Genomic DNA, 20051 nt, shown 5'->3' with positions numbered 1-20051 from the left:
CCCGAGGAGACGAGCGATGAGCAGAGCTGTCCGTTACCACCGCTTCGGCGGACTCGACGTACTCGACCTGCAGAACGTGCCCGAACCGCACGCCGGGCCGGACGAGATTCGCGTCCGGGTCACCGCCGCCGGACTGAATCCGATGGACTGGCAGATCGCCGCGCAGCCCGAAATAGCGGCGCGGTTCGGCATCACCCTTCCCGCCGGGTTCGGCAGCGATTTCGCCGGAGTGGTCGACGAAGCGGGAGCCGAAGCCTCCGGATTCGCCGTGGGCGAACGGGTGTACGGGGGCGCGATCGGCCGGTCCGTCGCCGATCACATCCTGATCAAAACGCCCGCCGCGACGGTGTGGCGCACTCCGGACGGCATTAGCGACGAGGTGGCGAGCACGCTTCCGGTCGCAGGCCTGACGGCGTCCGCCGCGCTCGCCGCGATCGGGCTCCGCGCCGGGGACACCGTCCTGATCGGCGGGGCGGCGGGCGGCGTCGGCATCTTCGCCGTGCAGCTGGCGAAACTGGCGGGGGCCCGCGTGCTCGGCACCGCCTCCGAACGCACCTTCGACTTCCTCCGCGAACTCGGCGCCGAACCCGTGGCATACGGCCCTGGCCTTCCGGACCGGGTGCGGGCGTTGGCACCCGAAGGGATCACGGCGGCGACCGATCTCTTCGGCAGGGAGACGGCCGAGACCGCGCTCGAACTCGGCGTGGCGCCCGAACGGATCTCCACCGTCGCCGACGGTCCCGCTCTGCCGGGAGTGCGCGCGACGGGTGCGTTCAACGCGGAACCGGGTGCGCTCGAACGCATCACGGACGCGATCCGCTCCGGCGAGCTGACCGTGCCGATCGCGGCGACCTTCCCGGTCGAGCAGATCCGCGAGGCGGTGACAATGCAGGCCGGCCGGCACGCGCACGGCAAGATCGTGGTCGCGCTTTAAGCCGGCCCGGAACGCGAAACAGTTTCAGCAGCCGCGGAATCCTCCGCGAACGCCGGACCGCCCGGCGCGATCCTTTCCGGCAGACGCCGGAAACCCCGTTCCTCCCAACGGACCCGGCCTTTCCCCGAACCGGACCCGGCGCCGTTCGCCTGCGGTTACCACAGTCGGAAGATCCGGCGGAACCTGACTTTCGCAGGTATCGGAGAGACTCCGGTCACCGGTATACCTTGACACCGGTCCAGGAAAGGTCTGGACCACTCTGCGGACCGGTACCGCCGTCCGAACGGACGCCGCCGCGTCCGCCCGAGTCGTCCTATGTGGAGGCAACATGCACCGGCTGGACGCGGCACAGGATTACGCGCTCGGTTTGTTCCGCATCGTCGTCGGGTTCCTCTTCGCCTGCCACGGCGTGAAATCGCTGTTCGGGGTGCTCGGCGCCCACGGCGCGGCTCCGGTGGGCTCGTGGCCGGGCTGGTGGGCCGCGCTCATCCAGCTCGTCGCGGGCGGGCTCGTCCTGCTCGGCGCCGCGACGCGGATCGCGGCGCTGATCGGGTCCGGGTCGATGGCGTACGCCTACTTCTCCGTCCATGTGCCGCAAGGGCTTTTCCCCATCGAGAACGGCGGCGAGGCGGCCGCGATGTTCTGCTGGGCGCTGCTGCTGCTCGCGTTCACCGGCCCCGGCCGGTTCGCGCTCAGCGGGGCGCTTTCGGCGATGCGGCCGCGCGCCTCGCGCGTCGGAGCGGTCCCGCACGCCTGACGAAACCACCGCCTATCCCCGGGTCGACCCGCGCACGAGCAGTTCGTACTCCGCCGGCCCGGGGATCGGCGGCTCGATTCCTTCGACCCGGTCGGCGAGCACCGCGACCGCGGTCCGGGCCAGCTGCACCGGCCGCAGATCGACCGCGGTGATCGGCGGAACGCTCGACCGCGTGTGCTCGGAATCGGAATCCGCGCCGCACGCGATGCGCACGTCGCCGGGCACCGCCCAACCCCGCGCCAGCGCGGCGGCGAGCACCCCGGCCGCGTGCCGTCCGGTCTGGCAGTACACCGCGTCCGGCGGCGAAGCCAGTCCGAACAATTCTTCTCCCGCCTCGCGGCCGCCCGCCTCCCCCGCGACCTCCGCGCGCCGCACCGCGAGCGGCTCCTGCCCGCGAACGCGAACCCAGTCCAGGTAAGCCTTTTCGGCGTCCAGATTCCATTCGTTGCGATCGGTGCCCAGCACCGCCGCGACCCGCGTTCCGCCCGACTCGGCGAGGTGGTCGAGCACCTCGGCGACGATCCGCCCGGTGCCGAGGTCGAGGTAGTCCGGCGACGCGGGCCGCGCCGGATCCCTTCCGACGCCGAGGAACGGCACGCATTCCCGGTCCAGCATCGTGATCAGCGGGTCGTTCTCGACCGGTTCGGTGATCAGGAACCCGTCGCAGGCGAGCCCGACCGCGGGCGCGTCGGCACGCGTCGGATCCGGCACCAGCATCAGCCCGTACCCGCGTTCCACCGCGGCCAGCGCGGCCGACCCGGCGAACCGCAGGAAGTAGTCGACGCCTTCCAGGAACGCGGTGTCCGACGGGTCGAGCGGCCGCACCACCAGCCCGAGCACCCCGAGCCGGCTCGACCGCAGCCCGCGCGCGACCGTGTCCGGCCGGTAGCCCAGCTCGCGCGCCGCCTCCCGCACCCGCTCCGCGGTCTCGGCCGCGACCGTCCCGTTCCCGCTGAAGGCGTGCGACACCGTCGTCGGCGAAACCCCCGCGCGGCGGGCGACGTCCTTGATGGTCGCGCGCGTCCTTTTCCCGGCCATAGCGCAGCAGCCTAACCTCGCCCAAATCGTTTTGGCACGGACTGCGGCGAGAGGATTGCCCAAATCGATTTGGGTCCTTACCGTGGCCCGAGTCGCTTCCCCGGTCCGGAGGTACGCCATGACCGCTCCCGCCACCCCGCCCGTGTCGCCCGGCACGTCCGCGCCGCCCCCTGCCCGGCCCGGGCGCGGCCCCCGCGTGGAAGCCCACGGCATCGACGTCATCGGCGACCACGAACGGCACGGCCGCGCCCGCGACCTGTTCGGGGTGTGGGCGGCGCCCAGCGTCAGCTACCTCAGCCTGGTCGTCGGCGGCGCGCTGGTGCTCAGCGGATTGAGCCTGCCGCAGGCGCTCGCGGTGATCGTCGTGGGCAACCTGTTCTGGGCGCTGGTCGGCCTCGTCGCGGTCAGCGGCCCGGCGGCGGGCGCGCCGAGCGAGGTCATCATGCGGGCCATGTTCGGCACGCGCGGCAACCGGTTCGTGATCGGCCTGAACGGCTGGCTCGTTTCGGTCTGCTACGTGGCGCTGAGCTGGTCCGCGGCCTCGGTGACCGCCTTCAGCCTGTGCGCGCGGCTCGGCATCGGGCTGAACACCCTGGGCAAGGTCCTCGTGATCGTCGCGATCGCCGCCGCGACGCTGGTGATCAGCGTCTACGGCCACTCCGTGATCGTGCGCCTGTACCTTCCGCTGGCCATCGTGACGACCGCGGTTTTCCTGGTGCTGGGCGGATTCCTGATCCGGCACACCGCATGGAGCTACCAGCCCCCGGCACCGCTGCACGGAGTCGCGCTGTGGGCGGCGCTGGCCGGTGGCGTAGCGCTGGTCGCGTCGGCTTCCCTGTCCTACAACAACAGTGCGGACTTCGCGCGCTATCTGCCGCGCGACACCAAACCGTTCGCCGTCGCCGCCTGGACCACCGCTGGAGCGTTCCTGCCGAGCATCGTGTTCACCGCACTCGGCGCGTTCGCGGCGACCACTTTGGACATGAGCGATCCGCAAGCCGCGCTGGAATCCGTTCTGCCGCCGTGGTTTACGCCGATCTTCCTCGTCGCGGTCATCCTCGGCGCGATCGCCAACAACGCGATGACCGTGTACAGCTCGGGCCTCGCGCTGCAGGCGATCGGCGTCCGCCTGCGCCGCTCCCGCAGCGTTCTGCTGGACGGCACCGCCGGGGTCCTGCTCACCCTGTACGCCCTGCTCGTGTCGGACTTTCTCAAGGCAGTCAACGACATGATGCAGCTGATGGTCGTCGTGCTCGCCCCGATGATGGCGATCTACGTGACGGATCTTCTGCTGCGCCGCAACCGCTACGACGGGCACGCACTCGCCGACGAACGCCGCGGCGGCCCGTTCTGGTACGTCGGCGGCGTGCACTGGCCCGGAATCGCCGCCCTCGTCCTCGGCGCGACAGCTTCCGCGTCCTGTCTCGCCGTACCCGGGATGTACACCGGGTTCGTCGCCGGCGCAGCGGGCGGAATCGACTTCTCGCTGCCGGCGGGAATGCTGCTCGCTGCCGGCGTCTACGTACTCACCGGCCGTCCCCGCGCCACTGCCTGACCTCGATCGCAAGGAACAAGCATGCATCTCATAGTCAACGAGCCCGACGCCGCCGCCCGCGAAAAGCGCGGCCTGGCCGAACCGGTGGTGACCCGATGACCCCGGTGCACTACCGCGGCGGCCGGATCTTCACCGCGAGCCCGTCCGGCTGGGCGGAATCCATGGTCGTCCGCGGCGAAACCATCGAATACGTCGGCAGCACCGCGGAGGCCGACCGGCTCGACGCGCGAGCGGTCGAACTGGACGGAGCCTTCGTGCTCCCCGGTTTCGTCGACGCGCACACCCACCTGGTCTCGATGGGCGAAGCCCTGGAGCAGGTCGACCTGTTCTCCGCAACCTCGCCCGAAGACCTCCAGCACCGGCTCGCGCGCGCCGCGGCAGACGATCCGTCCGCGCCGCGAATCCTGGGCCGCAGCTGGCTTTTCGACGCACTCGGCGGCCAAGCACCGCACCGGCAGCTGATCGACGCGGCGGTCCCGGAGCGTCCGGTGTATCTCGCCGCGAACGACCTCCACTCGGCGTGGGTGAACAGCGCCGCGCTGCGCGAACTGGGCATCGACCGCGACACCCCCGACCCGCTCGACGGGCGGATCGGCCGCGACGCTTCCGGCGAACCGGACGGCATGCTCTACGAAACCGCTGCGCTGCAACTGATGCGCCACTTCCTCGAGGATCAGACCAGCGATACCGACCGTGACCGCGCACTGGCCTCCGCGTTCACGCACTACCTCGCGGACGGCGTCACCACTGCGGTCGACATGGCGCTCACCGAGACCGATCTCGCCGCACTGGAACGGGCTCTCGACCACGGTCGGCTTCCCTTGCGCGTCGCCGCGCACTGGCTGATCGAGCGCACCGGAAACACCGAGGACGACCTCCGCCAGGTCGAGCGCGCGGCGGAGTTGAGCGCACGGCTGTCCGGGCCGTGGCTGCGGGTGGCCGGGATCAAAGTGATGGTCGACGGAGTCATCGACACCTGTACTGCGGCCATGAAAAAGCCCTTCGCGGACGGCAGCCACCCCGGACCGTTGTGGCCGTTGGACGCACTGGCCCCAGTCGTCGCGGCGGCGGACGCGGCCGGTTTGCAGGTCGCGATGCACGCCATCGGCGACGAAGCGTCGGACATCGCGCTGTCGGCGCTGGAGCACGCGATCGAGGTCAACGGTCCGCGCGATCGGCGGCATCGTCTCGAACACCTGGAGACCGTGACCCCGGAGAACGTCAAGCGGCTGGCGAAACTCGGTGCTGTCGCGTCGATGCAGCCGGTGCACGCGGACCCGGCGATCCAGGACAACTGGCGCGCGATGCTGGGCGACGACCGCGTACAGCGCGGCTACCCGTGGCCGGAAATGACCGCGGCGGGCGCCGTCCTCGCGTTCGGCTCCGACGCCCCGACCGCGCCGCATCCGCCGCTGCCGAACATGTTCATCGCGACGACCCGCCGGTCCGCCCTGAACCCCGAATTGGAACCCAACCTGCCGGAATACGCCCTGCCCTTGGCCGAAGCCCTCGCCCACGGCACTCGCGACGCCGCGTACGCGTGCCGATGGGACGGTCTGACCGGACAGCTCGCGCCGGGCTTGGCGGCGGATTTCGTCGTGCTGGACGTCGATCCGTTCGCCGAAGCACCGGACGCGCTGCTGCGGGCGCGGGTGCGCCAGACTTTCGTGGCAGGCAAATCCGTTTGACGCGTCCGCCGGGGTTGGGCAGGGTGGTGATCATGCGGTTTTCGGTCTGCATCCCCAACTTCGGCGACTTCGCCGACCCGCGCGCGGTCGCCAAGGTCGCCTCGGCGGCGGAAGAGGCGGGCTGGGACGGCCTGTTCGTCTGGGACCACGTGGTGCTGGACAAACGTCCCGGCCGCCCCTTCGGCGATCCGTGGATTCTGCTGGCCGCGGCGGCACTGGCCACCAGCCGGGTCCGGCTGGGCCCGATGGTCACGCCCGTCGCGCGCCGCCGCCCGCAGCAACTGGCGCGTCTGGTGTCCACTTTGGACAATCTGTCCGGCGGCCGGGTGGTGTTCGGCGTCGGGCTGGGCGCGCCGCTCGACGCGGAGTACGCGGACTTCGGCGAATCCGCCGATCCGAAGGCGATCGCCGAGAAGCTGGACGAGGGCGTCGACCTGATCGCCCGCTTCTGGACCGGCGAACCGGTGACGTTCTCCGGCAAGCACTTCACCGCGCGCGACATCACGCTGCTGCCCGCGCCGGTGCAACGCCCGCGCCCGCCGGTCTGGGTGGCGGGCCGATGGCCCAACCGTCGCCCGATGCGCCGCGCGGCCCGCTGGGACGGGGTGGTGCCGATCTTCGAATCCGCCGGTCCCACGGGTTTGCCGGAACTCGCCGAGGTGCGCGACCTCATCGCGTACATCCGGAGCCAGCGGACCGCGGACGCCCCCTTCGACGTGGTGGTCGGCGGAACGAGCCCGAACGACCCGGCGAAGGCGCGCAGCCTGGTCGCACCGCTGGCCGAGGCCGGGGTGACGTGGTGGGAGGAGAGCCTGCCGTTCGGGAGCGCGGACGAGGACAAGCTGGAGCCCGTACTGCGGCGGGTGGAGGCCGGGCCGCCTGTTCTTTAGACCTGCCCTGGCTGTGATCGTGGCCGGATGGTGCCCGGATTCCACGTTGCGGTGCGCGGGCCATCGCTCGACGGCTGGCGGACTGTTGCTGGCCTGGCTGCACTCGCTGGTTCAGCGCGACCGACCACGACTGACTAAGCACGCGGCCTCGATCGAACGCCCGCCAACGCCGCAATGTCAGACCATCGCCGATCAGGCACCCGCCCGAGATCCAACATCGCAGAGCTGGACCCCCCCTCAGCCCGGCACACAGCGCGACCGACCATGGCTACTCGTCAGCGCCGCCGCGATCGAATGCCGCCCCGCACCTTCACAAACCGGATCACCGCAGGCCTGACCAACCGAAACCCCGGCGGCGTCAGTGTGCCTGCCCCGACTCCGCCAGCGCGTCGATCGCCCCCACCAGCTCGTTCAGCGCGGGCACCGCGGCCGCGATCAGATGCCGCCACGCCGGGTGCACCCCGTCCAGCGCCGCGGCCAGGATCGCGGCGTTGTGGCCCTGCCAGCGCTCGACCGCGGCGCGGCCGGTGTCGGTGAGTTCGAGCGCCACCGTCCGGCGGTCGTCCCCGCCGCTCGTGCGGGTGACCAGGTCCCGCGAACGGAGCCCCGTCACCATCGTCGTCACGGAATTCGGCGCGAGCTTCAGCAGCTGCGCGATCCGGCTCGGCCGCGCGCCCGGGTTTTCGAAGAGGCAGGACAGCAGTTCCAGCTGCGCGACCGACAACGTGTTGTCCGGGTCGGCGGTGCGCGCGGCCCGCCGCATGGCGCGGCGGAGGCGGGCGACGACGTCGGCGAGGGCGGGTTCGGGCGCGGTCACCGGGCCCGCTCCGGGCGTGCGGCCAGCCCGGTCGCCGCGGCCAGTACGCCCGCTCCGGCCAGCACCGCCAGCGCGGCCGGTTCCCCGCCGGTGTGCAGGCACAGTGTCACCAGCGCCACGCCGAGCGCCGTCCCCAGTCCGCGCGCCATGTTCACCAGTCCTCCTCCGGTGGCCGACATCCGCGCCGGGATCGCGCTCATGACAGCCGAGTTGTTGGCTGGAATGAACACTCCCAGACCGAGCCCGGCCACCACCAGCGACACGCCCACCTCCCAAGGAGCGGACGCCGGCCCCAGCGCCGCGCATCCGGCCGCCGCGACGAGCGCGCCCAGCACGGTGCGCCCGCGGGAGCCGAGCCGCTTCGGCAGCACTCGGTCGGCCAGCACCGCGGCCACCGCGAACCCGGCGGGAAGACACGTCAGCACCGCGCCGGTCCCGCCCGCCGTGCCGAGGACCTGCGGCAGCAACGTCAGCGGCCCGAACAGCACGAGGTATCCGCACAGCGCCCCGGCCAGCCCCAGCGACACCACCGGCGGCCGCAGCACCGACAGCTGCAGGATCGGGCTGCTCGCCGCCTTTTCCCGCAGCACGAACCCGATCGCCGCGCAGACCGTCGCCCCGGCCAGCGCGACCAGCAGCCACGTCGGCATGTCCAGGCCGGACACCCCGGAGATCACCAGCAGCAACGCCGTCGAGGCGGTCGCGAGGAGTCCGACGCCAGCGCCGTCGAACCGGCCCAGCGGTGTGCGCTCGCGAGTACGCGGCAGCAGGTAGCGTCCGGCGATCAGCCCGGCCAGCCCGACCGGCGCGTTGACGAGAAAGACCCACCGCCAGCCGACAGTGTCGACCAGCAATCCACCCACCGCGGGCCCAAGCGCGAGCCCCAAGGCCTGCGCCGCCGCCTGCACCCCGAGCGCGGCGCGCGCCCGGTCCTCGCGCACGCTGCGCACGACCAGCGCGACGCTGTTGGCCTGCAACATCGCTGCCCCGATCGCCTGCACGACCCGGAACGCGACCAGCCACCCCAGCGTCGGCGCCAGCCCGCACGCGACGGACGCGACGGTGAACACGCCGAACCCCTGCACGTACGTGAGCTTCCGCCCGACCGCATCGGCCACCCGTCCGACCGCGGCCAGCAATCCCACGAGCGCGAGCAGATATGCCAACGACACCCACTGCACGGCGGCCAGCGGAGCCCCGTACTCGCGCTGCAGCGCGGGAAAGGTGAGCGTGACGATGCTGGCGTCGAGCTGCCCCATGAAGGCCCCGAAACACACCGCGCCGACCGCGAACCACCCAGCCTTCGGATGCTCCCGCACCGCCGCCGGACGAGCCCGCTCCAGGCCGATCGTCACTGCCGCCTCCCGGTCGATTAGTTCTGTTACAGAACTACTGTACGGGATGTACGTACATATGGCAGCCCCGGGATGGTGACGTTTACCTGAGCGGAGGGGTGAGATAGGTCGCCTGCCGAGTTAAGCGAAGGTGACGACGCTTGACCTGACGGGGAGTTCTTCCTCGTCTTCGCTGCTGAAGGCTTGGGCGATGCGCAGCAACCGGTCCAGGAAATCCGGGATGTCCTTCGCGATCTCGCCCGGCCTGATCGACTCGATCGAGCCGTCGTAGACCTGGTTCGCGACGCCGCGCCCGCCGCCGTCCGAGGCGAAGACTGCCAGCCGCTCAGCGGCGACTTCGGGTGCCCAGGCGAGAGTGTCGGAGCGGTGCATAGGCGTTGTGCAGGTTCGCGAGGCTGGCTCCCCTGATGAACGCGTATAGGTCGAGCAGCGACTGCGACCGCCCGTCACTGTGTCCGGCTCAAGGCGGCCTCAACGGCCGAAGATGGCCTGGATGCGAGGCAGATAGCCGTCGATCGCTCAGCGCATGTCGTCAACTCCGCACACGCTACGGTGCACCCAGGCGTCACCGCCCTGAGTGCACCGCCCTCAACCGCACCTCACTGCTGATACGGAGCCGCCGCCGACTGGGCCGCCGTGATCAGCGCGCCCTTGTTCTTCGGCCAGAACGTGCTGTCCACGCACGAATACCGCGGCAAGAACCCGCCGCAGCTGCCGCTTTGCCCGCCGACCTCGAACGTGAAGCTCGCGACTCCCAGTGCGCCGTACGTGAAGTCGTCCGTCGTGCCGCTCGTCGAATAACCCACGGTTTCCGTGTTCGTCCCCACCAGATACCCGTTCGAAGCGCTGAACTTCTCCCCCAGCTTCCGCAGCGCGGCGTCATTCGGCGCGGGGTCCGACGTGAAGCCCCACGGGACAATGATGTCGTTCCCGTAGCTGTGCAGCGTGATCATCGTGCCGCGCGCGGTGTCCGGAGCCGGGTCGTTGTCGTCGCTGCCGCGCTGTTCCGGGTAGATCGCGCGGAAAAACTGCTCCAGCGCCTGCACTTCCGGTTCCGACGCGGCATCCGTGCCCTGGTACGTCTCCGCGCACGGCGAGTTCGAGTCCGCGCCCCAATGGAAGGACGAGTTGCGGTTCAGGTCGATGCCGATGTTCGTCCCGCTGCAATTGCCCCGGCTGGTGTTCGCGTTCTTGCGCTGCAGTTTCGGCGAATTCCCGCCGGACGCGACGATGTCGACGCCGTCCGGGTTCGAGATCGGCACCACCCAGACCTCGGTGGTGTCCAAAATGGACTTGGCGGTGGCGTCGGTGCCGTATCCGTCGGCGAGGTAGTCGATCCAGCGCCAGGCGAGTTCTCCGGTCGAGATCTCCCGCGCGTGAATCTGCGCCATCAGCACGAATTTCGGCTTCGGAGACTTCGCGGACAGCGTGCAGTCGCCGTCCTGTTTCTTGGTCAGGCAGATCGCCTTGATGTCGTGGCCGCCCTTGCCCTGGGTCTTCCGCCACGACTGGCCGAGCGTGTACTCCGTCGCGAGATCCGGATGCGCCGCGGCGACTTTCGCGAGATGTGCTTCCTGCGCCGCCACGGTGCGATAGCCGCCGTAGAACGTGTCGGCCGCAGCCCGCGTCGACACTCCCTTGTAGACAGTGTCGAAGAATTCCGGCGAGTAGCCGCGGTGCCGCAATTGCCCGGCGACCGCCTGGTTGCCGATCACGTAGGCCACGCCGGGACTGGTCCCGGCGACGTCGAACCCGGCGCGCGCCAAGGAAGCCGCCTCGGCGGGCGTCGCGGGTACGCGCCACGAAACCGGATCGTCCGGTGCCGCGGCGGCGGTGGCGGTCGTCGTGCCGCCGAGTGCGGCCAGCACTCCGACGACGCTGAGAGTGAGCCGGATCGAGAACTTGCCCGCCATCGGAGCTCCTCACGCAGCGAAGGAAAGGTCACCACGCGCGGACGGTGACCACTCGGCAGCGCACAGTGTGCCCTTCGGGACGAATCCGGCCCACCTCCGAAAGTCGGGTGTCAGCAGGTGACCGAAACCTTCGCGCCGCGCTCGAACGAAACGTGGACGTGGTCGTAGTGGTTCGCGGTCTCGCCGCCGCGGTCCTCCATCGCCGACCAGCCGCTGCCGTCGTTGTAGCGCTGCTGCCAGATCACGTATTTCGCGCCCAGCTCGTCCTGGTGCGCGAGAACATAAGCCGCCAAAGCACTTCCGGTCTTCGTGTCGACCATGAAGTCCAGCGCGAGACCGGCCGGATGGTCGCTCGCGCCGGACCGTCCGGCCCGTCCGCCGACCGTATCCACCGAAAACTTCTGCTTGAGGAAATTGCCCGCCTGGGCCACCGCGGGCTGCGCACCGGCCAAAGTGGACGAACACGCTTTCGCCGTCGGGGTTTCCGGAGTGCGAGAAGTCGTTTTACTGGCCGAAGAAGGCGTCGGCACCGCACTGGAAGACGTCGTGGGCGGCGTCGAAGTGGTCGACGGAACGGTGCTCGACGGCCGCGGCGCGCTGAACGCGTGCATCTCCGCGGCCGCGGCCGGGAACTGCTGCGGTTCGACCGAACCGGCGGTCAGCCACACCGGCACCGCCAGCGCGCCGACCGCCAGCGCCCCCGCCGCGGTCGGCAGCCGCCACGATTTCGATCCGTCCCGATGTCTACCGGACACCTCGCACCACCATCTCCTCGTTCGGGTCCGCAAAGCCGCCACGACATTACGAACAGGACACGGCAATGTCACCGACAAGTGACAGCGGGCACAGCCCGAACAGCCTAACCGCAGGTCAGGGCGCGATTACCAGGCGAACGCGCGACCTGCTCAGGACAGCGGGATCTCCGCCGAATCGGTGAGCCGCAGCTTGCGCCGGGCGCGCTGGTAGAAGGTCGTCATGCCGAGCCGGACCACGCGGGCCGCGTTCGGCCGGGCGTGCAGGTCGATCGTTTCGCCCGGCCCGACATACCCCGCCACCTGGCCGTCGACCTCCACCGCGAGCCGCCCGCTCGACGGCAGCACCTCCAGCGTCACGGTGTCGTGCACCGACAGCACGACGCCGCGGCTGTACGCCGAGTGCGGCGCGGCGGGCGTGACCAGCAGCGCTTCCACCGCCGGGCTCGTGATCGGCCCTCCTGCGGAGAAGCTGTACGCGGTGGAGCCGGTCGGCGTGGCGACCACGACGGCGTCCGCGGCGTAGCTCACGAACTGTTCGCCGTTCACCAGCACCGCGACCACCGCACTGCCGTCCCCGGGCACGCGCACCACCGCGACGTCGTTGAACGCGGTCTCGATCCGGCCGCCGAAGCGCGCGTCCACCGCCAGCCGCGGCTCGACGGTGAACTCCTCGCGGTCGATCGCGGACAGCGCCAGCGGCAGGTCCGGCACGTCGACCTCGGCGAGGAAACCGAGCTTCCCGAGGTTGACGCCGAGCACCGGCGCGTGCTGCCCGTCGGCGAGCCGCATCGCGCGCAGCATGGTGCCGTCGCCGCCGAGGCTGACCAGCAAATCCGACCGTTTGCCCAGCTCAGCGGGCGGCACCCCGGTCGCCGCGCAATCGACGCGGGCGATCTCGTCGACGATGCCGAGGATCTCGATCCCGCGCCCGGCGGCCCAGCCGAGCACCGCGTCGACGGCGGCTTTCGAATCGCGGCGCGGGTGCAGCACGAGTCCAGCGGAATGCATGTCGGGTCTCCTCGCCTCGGCCTGTCCCCAGTCTGCCGCGCCCGGGCCGGTTAGGCTCGGCGCTCGTGATCGAAAACTGGGCGGGCAATCTCACCTACCGGGCGCGCGAGGTCGTCACCCCGCGCACTCTTTCCGAAGCGCGCGACGTCGTCGCCAGCGCGAACCGGGTCAAAGCCCTCGGCAGCCGGCACAGCTTCACCACGGTCGCCGACAGCCCGGACGGCGTCCAGCTCGATCTCTCGGCGCTCGGCATCGCGCCGGAAATCAACGGCGCGACGCTCACGATCGGCGGCGCGACCCGCTACGGCGACGTGGTCGCGCAGGTCCACGAAGCCGGGTACGCGCTGGCCAACCTGGCATCACTCCCCCACATCACCGTCGCCGGAAGCGTCGCCACCGGCACGCACGGCTCCGGACAGCGCCTGCCCGGCCTGGCCTCGGCAGTATCCGCGGTCGAACTCCTCACCGCCGACGGCTCCCTGCGCACCTTCTCCCGCGCCGACGCTGAGTTCCCCGGAGTGGTGGTGAACGTCGGCGCTCTCGGCGTCCTCACCCGGCTCACTCTCGACCTGGAGCCGACCTTCTCGGTCCGCCAAGACGTTTTCGACGCCCTCCCGTGGTCGGCCGCGCTGGAGCACTTCGGCGAAATCCAAGCCGCGGGCTACAGCGTCAGCCTGTTCACGAACTGGGCGCGCGACGTGGTCGACCAGGTGCTGCTCAAGAACCGCGTCCCGGCGGAGATCCCCGGCTCGCTGTTCGGCGCGCTTCCCGCCGACGGTCCGCGCCACCCCGCCCACGCAGCGGGCATTTCGGCGGAAAACACCACCGTGCAGGGCGGAGTTCCCGGACCGTGGTACGCCCGATTGCCGCATTTCCGCCTGGAATTCGCGCCGAGCGTCGGAGCGGAATTGCAGAGCGAGTACTTCGTGCCGCGCGCTCACGCGGCCGCGGCGTTCGAGGCGTTGCGCAGCATCGGCGACCGGATCGCGCCGCTGCTGGTGGTGTCGGAAATCCGCACCGTCGCCGGTGACGAGCACTGGCTGAGCCCGGCATACGGCGGCGACCGGGTGGCGGCGCACTTCACCTGGCAGCAGCGGCAGCCCGAGGTCGAGGCGGTGCTGCCGCTGATCGAGGAGAAGCTGGCTCCGTTCGGGGTTCGTGCGCACTGGGGGAAGCTGTTCCACGGCGCGGCTCTGGACCTGGACCACCAGGGGGTGCGGCAGTTCCGGGAGCTGGCGGCCGAACTGGATCCGGCCGGGAAGTTCCGGAATCCGTTCCTGGACCGGCACCTGCTCCGCTAGTCCACAGTGGACTGTCCGTAACAAAGCCGGTACAAAACCTCCTTCCGTACCAACGCGCTCACCATGTGGGAGTCCCAAGAGGACACTCGACAGCCGGGAACCCAGCGGGTCACAGTGGCCATCGCCCTCTCCGCGATCCCCTGGAGCCACTGTGAGTTCTCCTCCGACGCTGCGCGCCGTGCCGGCGCCGTCCGCAGGTCCCGAGCCGCCCGGCGAAGCGCGGCTGCGCGAGCTGGCCGCGAAGAAAGTCGCCCCGTTGCGCCGTCCCGGGCGCTGGGTCGCGGCGGCGGTCGTGCTCGTGCTGCTCGCCCAATTGGCGCACGCGCTGATCACCAATCCGGTCTTCCAATGGGACGTTTTCGGCTACTGGTTCTTCCGTCCGGTGGTCCTCGACGGACTGCTGCTCACCCTTGAGCTGACCGGCCTCGCCGCGGTGTTCGGGCTCGTCGGCGGCATTGTGCTGGCGTTGCTCCGGCTTTCGAAAAACCCGCTTCTCCAAGCGGTTTCGTGGGCCTACGTGTGGATCTTCCGCTCGATTCCGTTGATCGTTTTGCTGCTGTTCCTCGCCAACGTGACCGCGCTGTACAGCACGCTGAGCCTCGGCATCCCGTTCGGCCCGTCGTTCTTCAGCTTCAGCGCCACCGACGTGCTGAGCTTCTTCGTCGTCGCGGTGCTCGGCCTGAGCTTGAACGAAGCCGCGTACGCCGCGGAAATCGTGCGTGCCGGGGTGCTCTCGGTGGACCAAGGACAGCTCGAAGCGGCGGCCGCGCTGGGGCTTCCGCGTTCCCGGCAATACCGGCGGATCATCCTGCCGCAGGCCACCCGCGCGATCGTGCCCGCCTACGCGAACCAGCTGATCGGTCTGCTCAAGGGCACTTCGGTCGTCTACATCACGTCACTGCTGGAACTGTTCGGCGTGGTCGAAACGCAGGCCAGCACCAACAGCGGGCAGATCATTCCGCTGCTGCTCGTCGGCACGGTCTGGTACATCATTCTCACCAGCGTCCTGTCGGTGATCCAGTATTACGTCGAACGCTTCTTCTCCCGCGGCGCGTTGCGCACCGTTCCGCCGACGCCGTTCCAGCGGTTCCGCGGCCGATTGCGCACGCTGGGGGTGGTCCGATGAGCGCCGAGGTCCGCGTCCGCAGCGCAGTCAAGACCTACGACGGAATCCGCGTGCTCGACGGCATCGACCTCATCGCGCCCGGCGGGCAGGTGACCGTGGTGCTGGGTCCGTCCGGTTCCGGCAAATCGACTTTGTTGCGCACCATCAACCATCTGGAACGCCTTGACAGCGGCTACGTCAGCATCGACGGCGAACTCGTCGGCGTGCGCGTGCACGGCGACCGGTTCAAGGAACTGAGCGAACGCGCCATTCTGCGGCAGCGGTCCCGGATCGGTTTCGTCTTCCAGAATTTCAACCTCTTCCCGCATCTCACCATTCTCGACAACGTCGTGGAAGCGCCGATCGTGACGCAACGGCTGTCGCGTGCCGAGGCGGAGACACGGGCGAGGGAATTGCTCGCCCGCGTCGGTCTCGAAGACAAGGCCGGCGCGTACCCGCGGCAACTGTCCGGCGGCCAGCAGCAGCGCGTCGCCATTGCCCGGGCGCTCGCGCTCGAACCGCGGCTGATCCTGCTGGACGAGCCGACGTCCGCGCTCGACCCGGAACTGGTCGGCGAAGTGCTGGCGGTGATCCGGGAACTGGCCAGTTCCGGCACGACGATGATCGTGGTGACGCACGAGATCGGGTTCGCCCGCGAGATCGCCGACCACGTCGTGTTCCTCGACGAGGGCCGGGTCATCGAAGAAGGACCGCCGTCGGCCGTCCTCGACCGCCCCCGCCACGACCGGACCCGAGCCTTCCTCGGGAAGGTCGCCCGCCTCGAAACCGTGGAGAACGCATGAAAACCCGCAAGCTCTTGCCCTTCGTCGCCGCAGTCGCGCTCCTCGCGGGCGCATGCGGCGGTGCCACCCAAGCGTCGACCAGCGCGAACGGGTCACAGACCATTTCCGTCGCCGCGAACACCGCGGACGCGCACCCGGTTTCGCTGACCGTCCCCGTCGTCGCCGAGATCCGCGCGCAATTGCCGAAGAAGTTTCTCGACCGGGGCAAGCTGACGATCGGCGTCGGCGCGCTGCCGTCCGGATTCCCGCCGCTGGCCTACGTCGGCGCCGACCAGCGCACCCTGACCGGAGCCGAACCCGACCTCGGCCGCCTCGTCGCCGCGGTGCTGGGCCTCGAACCGGACGTGCAGAACGCTTCGTGGCAGAACCTGTTCGTCCGCCTGCAAAGCGGCCAGTTCGACGCCGGGTTCTCGAACATCACGGTGACCGAACAGCGCAAACAGCAGGGCTTCGATTTCGCCGCCTATCGCGAGGACAACCTCGGTTTCGAGACGAACCGCGCGAGCGCGTGGAACTTCGCCGGGGATTACGAGGTGCTGGCGGGCAAAACGGTGGCCGTCGACAGCGGGACCAACCAGGAGAAAATCCTCCGGGAATGGCAGCGGAAGCTGACCGCCGAGGGCAAGAAGCTCGACGTGCGCAATTTCGCGGACAAGAACAGCACGTACCTGGCGCTGGCGTCCGGCCGGATCGACGCGTACTTCGCGCCGAACCCGGGCATCGCCTACCACGTCGCGCAAACGGCGAAAACTCCGAACCCGACCCGCAGCGCGGGCAAGTACTCCGGTGCCGGAGCCACGCTGCAAGGGCTGATCGCCGCGACGACGAAGAAGGACAACGGTCTCGTGAAACCGGTGGCCGCGGCGATCGATTACCTGATCCAGCACGGCCAGTACGCGAAATGGCTTGCCGCGTACGGACTGGAGAACGAAGCGGTGAAGAAGGCGGACATCAATCCGCCGGGTCTTCCGCTGAGCGATTCCTGAACGTGCGTGCCGGTGCCGGTGAGAACCGGCACCGGCACTCGCCAGGTTAAGCCGCCGCCCGCCAGTCCTCCGGAATGCGCACCCGGCCGAACGCCGTCCTCCGCCTCAGCCGGAAGCCCATCCCCTCATACCGCCGGATCGCATTCGCATTCGCCGCCGCCGCGTGCATGAACGGTGTCTCGCCCCGATCGCGAATGCCCGCGGCCACCGCGCGCACCAACCGTCCGGCCAGGCCGCGATCGCGGTAGGCCGGATCCGTGCACACCGCGCTGATCTCCGTCCACCCCGGCGGGTGCAGCCGCTCCCCCGCCATCGCGACCAGCGCACCCTGGTGCCGGATGCCGAGATAGGTCCCGAGCAGCACAGTGCGCGGCAAGAACGGGCCGGGTTTCGTCCGGGCGATCAGGTCCAGCATCTCCGGCACGTCCGCCACCGTCAGCCGAACCGCCTCCGGGTCGGGCGCGGCGTCGACCCCGGCGTCCACCAGCTGGACCCCGGCCATCTCCTCCAGCAGCTCCCAGCCCGCCGGAGGAGGACCAGCCTGCGCGAAGACCGGCACCACCGCACCCGGACCGGCGAGCGCGGCAACGTCGTCCCACACCGTCGCGGACGGTTCGTCGGGCACCGCCATAAAGACCGAAACGTCGACCGGATAGCGCACGGCTTGCCCGGCCCGCTCGGCGAACCCAGCGTGCGGACCAGTCAGCGAAGACCACGCCGCATTGTCCAAAACCGAACTGTCCACATCAGACATCAAGGCCGCCGGGCCGCCCGGGCGATCATCCGGGCCAGATCGGCCACCAACGCCGGGTCGTCCGGCAGCTGCCCGGTCGCCACGCGAATATGCGGCGTCCCCGGGTTGCCCGCCCGCGTGCCGGATCCGGCGGAAACTCCATTGGCGGCCAGCGTCATCAACGTCCGCGACTCCTCCGGGACCGGCACCCACAACGTCAACCCGTCCCGCGCCCGCACCGAGATCCCGTGCTCCCGCAAGGCTTCCGTCAACGCGGTCCGCCGGTGCGCGTACCGGTGCCGCGCCCGGTTCAGCAGTTCCGCACTGCCGGGATCGGTGAGCAGAAACGCCTGCGCGTCCTGAAGAATCCGGCTCGACCACACCGACCCCGGCCCGCGCTGCTGCCGCACCCGCTCCACCAGCACCGCCGAACCGCCGATCACGCAGCTCCGCAGTTCCAGCCCGAACGCCGTGCAATACGACCGCACCAGCAACACCCGGCCGGGCAAGCGCGTGCCGAGGCTCAGCGAAGGAGCCGAAGCCAGCGGCCCGAAGTCGTCGTCCTCGATCACCGCGGTGTCCTCTTCGGACAGTACGGCGGCGAGTTCCGCGAGCCGGTCCGCCGGAACCGAATGCCCGAGCGGCGACTGCGCGCGCGGCTGATAGACAAACGCGACCGGCCGATGTTCCAATGCCGCGGCCAGCGAGGACGGCAACGGCCCGTTCTCGTCGCACCGCACCGGCACCACGTGGATCCGCGACCGGCGCAGCAGCTCGCGCAGCCACGGCATGGTCGGCGCTTCCAGCGCGATCACGTCGCCCGGTCGCGCGACCGCCTGGCAGGCCAGCAACATCCCGTCCTGCCCGCCGGCCGCGACGGTCCAGGACTCGGCGGCGAACGGCCACGTCGGCTTCACCGCGGCGCGCAACTGCGGCGTGATCGAGTTCTTGACCGGACCGCCGAACCGTTCCGTGTGGACACCCGCCGCGACGGCGTCCTCCAGCGGCGGCAGCAACCCGGGATCCGGGAGGCCGTGTTCCAGGTCGACCGTCTGCCAGCCGGAAAACGCGCGCTCCGGCGGCGGGCTCGACGGCGGTTCCAGCACTATCGTGCCGCGCCGCCGTCCGGTGCCGATCAGCCCGGCCGCGCGCAGCTGCGACCACGCTTCCGCGATCGTCGTGGGACTGACCGAAAGCTCCGCGGCCAGCGCCCGCACCGTGGGCAGCCGCGTGCCCGGCGGCACCTCCCCGTCGCGGATCAGGCCGGACACCGTCCCGGCCACGCCCCGCGCCGTGCGCTCGCCGATGCGGGACCCGAGCCAGCCTGCCCCGACCGGCAGCGTCGTCGTCGCGAGTTCGCCCGTGGCCACGCACCGGCTCCCCTCGTCACCCGGAAATCCGAAAACCTCTGACCCGATCAGAAGCTAGAGCGGCAACGGGACGCGGCAAAGGCGTTTCACATCCTGGCGGGCCCGCCCGGTACAAAACGCCCGTGACGTCCGACACCGCCTCGGTGTCCGGTTTCGGAATTTCATTCGATCAGGTTAGGCTAACCTTCATGAGTCACTCCTGGCCGGAAGCACCGGCGCTCGCCGGCACCGGGCTCTCGCTCGGCTACGGCGCGAAGCCGGTGGTCCAGGACGCCGAGATCGTCCTGCGCGCGGGCGCGGTCACCGTCCTGGTCGGCCCCAACGGCTCCGGAAAGTCGACGCTGCTGCGCTCGCTCGCCCGGCTGCATCCGCTGACCGCGGGCGACGTCACCTTGTCCGGCCAAGACGCACTCGCCTTGTCTCCCAAGGAATTCGCCCGGCACGTCACGCTGCTGACCCAGTCGCGCCCCACGCCCGGCGGCGTGCGCGTGCGCGACGTCGTGTCCTACGGCCGCCATCCCTACCGCGGCCGCTTCGGCTCCGGCGACCCCGAGGGACCGGAGCTGGTCGAGCGGGCCATGCGGCACACCGGCGTCGACGGGATGGCCGAACGCCCGGTCGACGAACTGTCCGGCGGCGAACTCCAGCGCGTCTGGCTGGCCACCTGCTTCGCCCAGGACACCGGCGTCGTCCTGCTTGACGAGCCGACCACCTTCCTCGACCTGAGATACCAGATCGAAACGCTCGACCTCGTCCGCGATCTCGCCGACGAGCACGGCGTCGCGGTCGGCGTCGTACTGCACGACCTCGACCAGGCCGCCGCCGTCGCCGACGAGGTCGTGCTGCTGTGCCGCGGCACCGTCCGCGCGACCGGCCGCCCGGCCGACGTGCTGACCGCCAACCTGCTCAGCGACGTCTACGGCCTGCGCATCGACGTGCACGTCGACGACGAAGGGCACGTCCGCACGCGCCCGGTCGGACGGCACACCTCCCGGCCGCGGCCGGTCCGCTCAGCTTGACCTGTCCCCACTAGTTCAAAGGAA

The 20051-nt window shown here is 70.2% G+C and carries 19 protein-coding genes; 10 read left to right on the top strand and 9 right to left on the bottom strand.

The window, feature by feature from the left end; genetic code table 11:
• Positions 1–16: 16 nt before the first annotated feature.
• Positions 17–934: an NADP-dependent oxidoreductase gene (locus SSMG_RS13890; protein ID WP_009076732.1), complete on the top strand. Its 918-nt coding sequence runs from the start codon at positions 17–19 to the stop codon at positions 932–934.
• Positions 935–1262: 328 nt separating this feature from the next.
• Positions 1263–1691 carry a DoxX family protein gene (locus tag SSMG_RS13885; RefSeq protein ID WP_009076731.1) on the top strand — a complete coding sequence of 143 codons (429 nt, stop codon included), beginning with the start codon at positions 1263–1265 and terminating at the stop codon, positions 1689–1691.
• Between the two features lie 12 nt (positions 1692–1703).
• Here SSMG_RS13885 and SSMG_RS13880 read toward each other — a convergent pair whose 3' ends face one another.
• Positions 1704–2729: a LacI family DNA-binding transcriptional regulator gene (locus SSMG_RS13880; protein ID WP_009076729.1), complete on the bottom strand. Its 1026-nt coding sequence runs from the start codon at positions 2727–2729 to the stop codon at positions 1704–1706.
• Positions 2730–2847: 118 nt separating this feature from the next.
• Between SSMG_RS13880 and SSMG_RS13875 the strand changes: the two genes are divergently transcribed.
• The 3 genes from SSMG_RS13875 to SSMG_RS13865 all read left to right on the top strand — a co-directional run bounded on the left by SSMG_RS13875 (position 2848) and on the right by SSMG_RS13865 (position 6862).
• Complete coding sequence (locus tag SSMG_RS13875) at positions 2848–4284, top strand: cytosine permease (RefSeq protein ID WP_050788176.1); 1437 nt, start codon at positions 2848–2850, stop codon at positions 4282–4284.
• A 95-nt stretch (positions 4285–4379) separates the two neighbouring features.
• The gene (locus SSMG_RS13870) at positions 4380–5972 is read left to right on the top strand and encodes an amidohydrolase (RefSeq protein ID WP_009076723.1); all 1593 of its coding nucleotides are present in this window, start codon (positions 4380–4382) and stop codon (positions 5970–5972) included.
• A 32-nt stretch (positions 5973–6004) separates the two neighbouring features.
• A complete protein-coding gene (locus tag SSMG_RS13865; RefSeq protein ID WP_037717125.1) occupies positions 6005–6862 on the top strand; it encodes an LLM class flavin-dependent oxidoreductase in 858 nt (285 codons plus the stop codon).
• Between the two features lie 358 nt (positions 6863–7220).
• Here SSMG_RS13865 and SSMG_RS13860 read toward each other — a convergent pair whose 3' ends face one another.
• The 6 genes from SSMG_RS13860 to SSMG_RS13835 form a co-directional block, all read right to left on the bottom strand.
• Positions 7221–7679, bottom strand: a complete 459-nt coding sequence (locus SSMG_RS13860; protein ID WP_009076720.1) for a MarR family winged helix-turn-helix transcriptional regulator — start codon at positions 7677–7679, stop codon at positions 7221–7223.
• A complete protein-coding gene (locus SSMG_RS13855; RefSeq protein WP_009076718.1) occupies positions 7676–9034 on the bottom strand; it encodes an MFS transporter in 1359 nt (452 codons plus the stop codon). Before SSMG_RS13855 ends, SSMG_RS13860 begins: the two co-directional genes overlap by 4 nt.
• Before the next feature lie 120 nt (positions 9035–9154).
• Entirely contained in the window at positions 9155–9406 is a 252-nt protein-coding gene (locus SSMG_RS13850; protein ID WP_009076716.1) for a hypothetical protein, read from the bottom strand.
• A gap of 227 nt (positions 9407–9633) precedes the next feature.
• Positions 9634–10947, bottom strand: coding sequence for a M14 family zinc carboxypeptidase (locus tag SSMG_RS13845; RefSeq protein WP_009076714.1), 1314 nt, complete (start codon positions 10945–10947; stop codon positions 9634–9636).
• Between the two features lie 110 nt (positions 10948–11057).
• Positions 11058–11702 carry a hypothetical protein gene (locus SSMG_RS13840; RefSeq protein WP_037713600.1) on the bottom strand — a complete coding sequence of 215 codons (645 nt, stop codon included), beginning with the start codon at positions 11700–11702 and terminating at the stop codon, positions 11058–11060.
• Between the two features lie 150 nt (positions 11703–11852).
• Positions 11853–12710, bottom strand: coding sequence for an NAD(+)/NADH kinase (locus SSMG_RS13835; RefSeq protein ID WP_009076711.1), 858 nt, complete (start codon positions 12708–12710; stop codon positions 11853–11855).
• A gap of 65 nt (positions 12711–12775) precedes the next feature.
• On the opposite strand from SSMG_RS13835, the gene SSMG_RS13830 reads away from it, so the two are divergent.
• The 4 genes from SSMG_RS13830 (at position 12776) to SSMG_RS13815 (ending at position 16905) form a co-directional block, all read left to right on the top strand.
• On the top strand, positions 12776–14011 hold the full coding sequence (locus SSMG_RS13830; protein WP_009076709.1) for an FAD-binding protein: 1236 nt from the start codon (positions 12776–12778) through the stop codon (positions 14009–14011).
• Between the two features lie 223 nt (positions 14012–14234).
• Positions 14235–15137 (top strand): amino acid ABC transporter permease, encoded by a 903-nt coding sequence (locus SSMG_RS13825; RefSeq protein WP_286157047.1) that lies wholly within the window; start codon positions 14235–14237, stop codon positions 15135–15137.
• Positions 15134–15919 carry an amino acid ABC transporter ATP-binding protein gene (locus tag SSMG_RS13820; protein WP_009076705.1) on the top strand — a complete coding sequence of 262 codons (786 nt, stop codon included), beginning with the start codon at positions 15134–15136 and terminating at the stop codon, positions 15917–15919. The genes SSMG_RS13825 and SSMG_RS13820 overlap by 4 nt, the downstream gene beginning before the upstream one ends.
• A complete protein-coding gene (locus SSMG_RS13815; protein ID WP_009076703.1) occupies positions 15916–16905 on the top strand; it encodes a transporter substrate-binding domain-containing protein in 990 nt (329 codons plus the stop codon). The genes SSMG_RS13820 and SSMG_RS13815 overlap by 4 nt, the downstream gene beginning before the upstream one ends.
• 46 nt (positions 16906–16951) lie before the next feature.
• Here the strand turns inward: SSMG_RS13815 and SSMG_RS13810 are convergent, their stop codons facing one another.
• Together SSMG_RS13810 and SSMG_RS13805 are read right to left on the bottom strand one after the other, a co-directional pair.
• Positions 16952–17659, bottom strand: coding sequence for a GNAT family N-acetyltransferase (locus SSMG_RS13810; protein WP_009076700.1), 708 nt, complete (start codon positions 17657–17659; stop codon positions 16952–16954).
• Positions 17659–19008: an aminotransferase class I/II-fold pyridoxal phosphate-dependent enzyme gene (locus SSMG_RS13805; protein ID WP_009076699.1), complete on the bottom strand. Its 1350-nt coding sequence runs from the start codon at positions 19006–19008 to the stop codon at positions 17659–17661. The genes SSMG_RS13810 and SSMG_RS13805 overlap by 1 nt, the downstream gene beginning before the upstream one ends.
• Before the next feature lie 188 nt (positions 19009–19196).
• Here SSMG_RS13805 and SSMG_RS13800 point away from each other — a divergent pair, with 188 nt between their 5' ends.
• Positions 19197–20027, top strand: a complete 831-nt coding sequence (locus tag SSMG_RS13800) for an ABC transporter ATP-binding protein (RefSeq protein ID WP_037713598.1) — start codon at positions 19197–19199, stop codon at positions 20025–20027.
• Positions 20028–20051 lie beyond the last annotated feature (24 nt).

The organism is Streptomyces sp. AA4 (assembly GCF_000158875.1).
Lineage (GTDB): Bacteria > Actinomycetota > Actinomycetes > Mycobacteriales > Pseudonocardiaceae > Amycolatopsis.
The sequence above is the reverse complement of the archived record's forward strand: the minus strand, read 5'-3'. Positions and strand labels throughout refer to the sequence as shown.

Bases quoted from the DNA above. Each gene is read 5' to 3' on its own strand.
- SSMG_RS13835 (WP_009076711.1), bottom strand. From the start codon at position 12,710: ATGCATTCCGCTGGACTCGTGCTGCACCCGCGCCGCGATTCGAAAGCC.
- SSMG_RS13885 (WP_009076731.1), top strand. From the start codon at position 1,263: ATGCACCGGCTGGACGCGGCACAGGATTACGCGCTCGGTTTGTTCCGC.
- SSMG_RS13880 (WP_009076729.1), bottom strand. From the start codon at position 2,729: ATGGCCGGGAAAAGGACGCGCGCGACCATCAAGGACGTCGCCCGCCGC.
- SSMG_RS13815 (WP_009076703.1), top strand. From the start codon at position 15,916: ATGAAAACCCGCAAGCTCTTGCCCTTCGTCGCCGCAGTCGCGCTCCTC.
- SSMG_RS13820 (WP_009076705.1), top strand. From the start codon at position 15,134: ATGAGCGCCGAGGTCCGCGTCCGCAGCGCAGTCAAGACCTACGACGGA.
- SSMG_RS13890 (WP_009076732.1), top strand. From the start codon at position 17: ATGAGCAGAGCTGTCCGTTACCACCGCTTCGGCGGACTCGACGTACTC.
- SSMG_RS13845 (WP_009076714.1), bottom strand. From the start codon at position 10,947: ATGGCGGGCAAGTTCTCGATCCGGCTCACTCTCAGCGTCGTCGGAGTG.
- SSMG_RS13865 (WP_037717125.1), top strand. From the start codon at position 6,005: ATGCGGTTTTCGGTCTGCATCCCCAACTTCGGCGACTTCGCCGACCCG.
- SSMG_RS13810 (WP_009076700.1), bottom strand. From the start codon at position 17,659: ATGTCTGATGTGGACAGTTCGGTTTTGGACAATGCGGCGTGGTCTTCG.
- SSMG_RS13870 (WP_009076723.1), top strand. From the start codon at position 4,380: ATGACCCCGGTGCACTACCGCGGCGGCCGGATCTTCACCGCGAGCCCG.
- SSMG_RS13800 (WP_037713598.1), top strand. From the start codon at position 19,197: ATGAGTCACTCCTGGCCGGAAGCACCGGCGCTCGCCGGCACCGGGCTC.
- SSMG_RS13875 (WP_050788176.1), top strand. From the start codon at position 2,848: ATGACCGCTCCCGCCACCCCGCCCGTGTCGCCCGGCACGTCCGCGCCG.
- SSMG_RS13850 (WP_009076716.1), bottom strand. From the start codon at position 9,406: ATGCACCGCTCCGACACTCTCGCCTGGGCACCCGAAGTCGCCGCTGAG.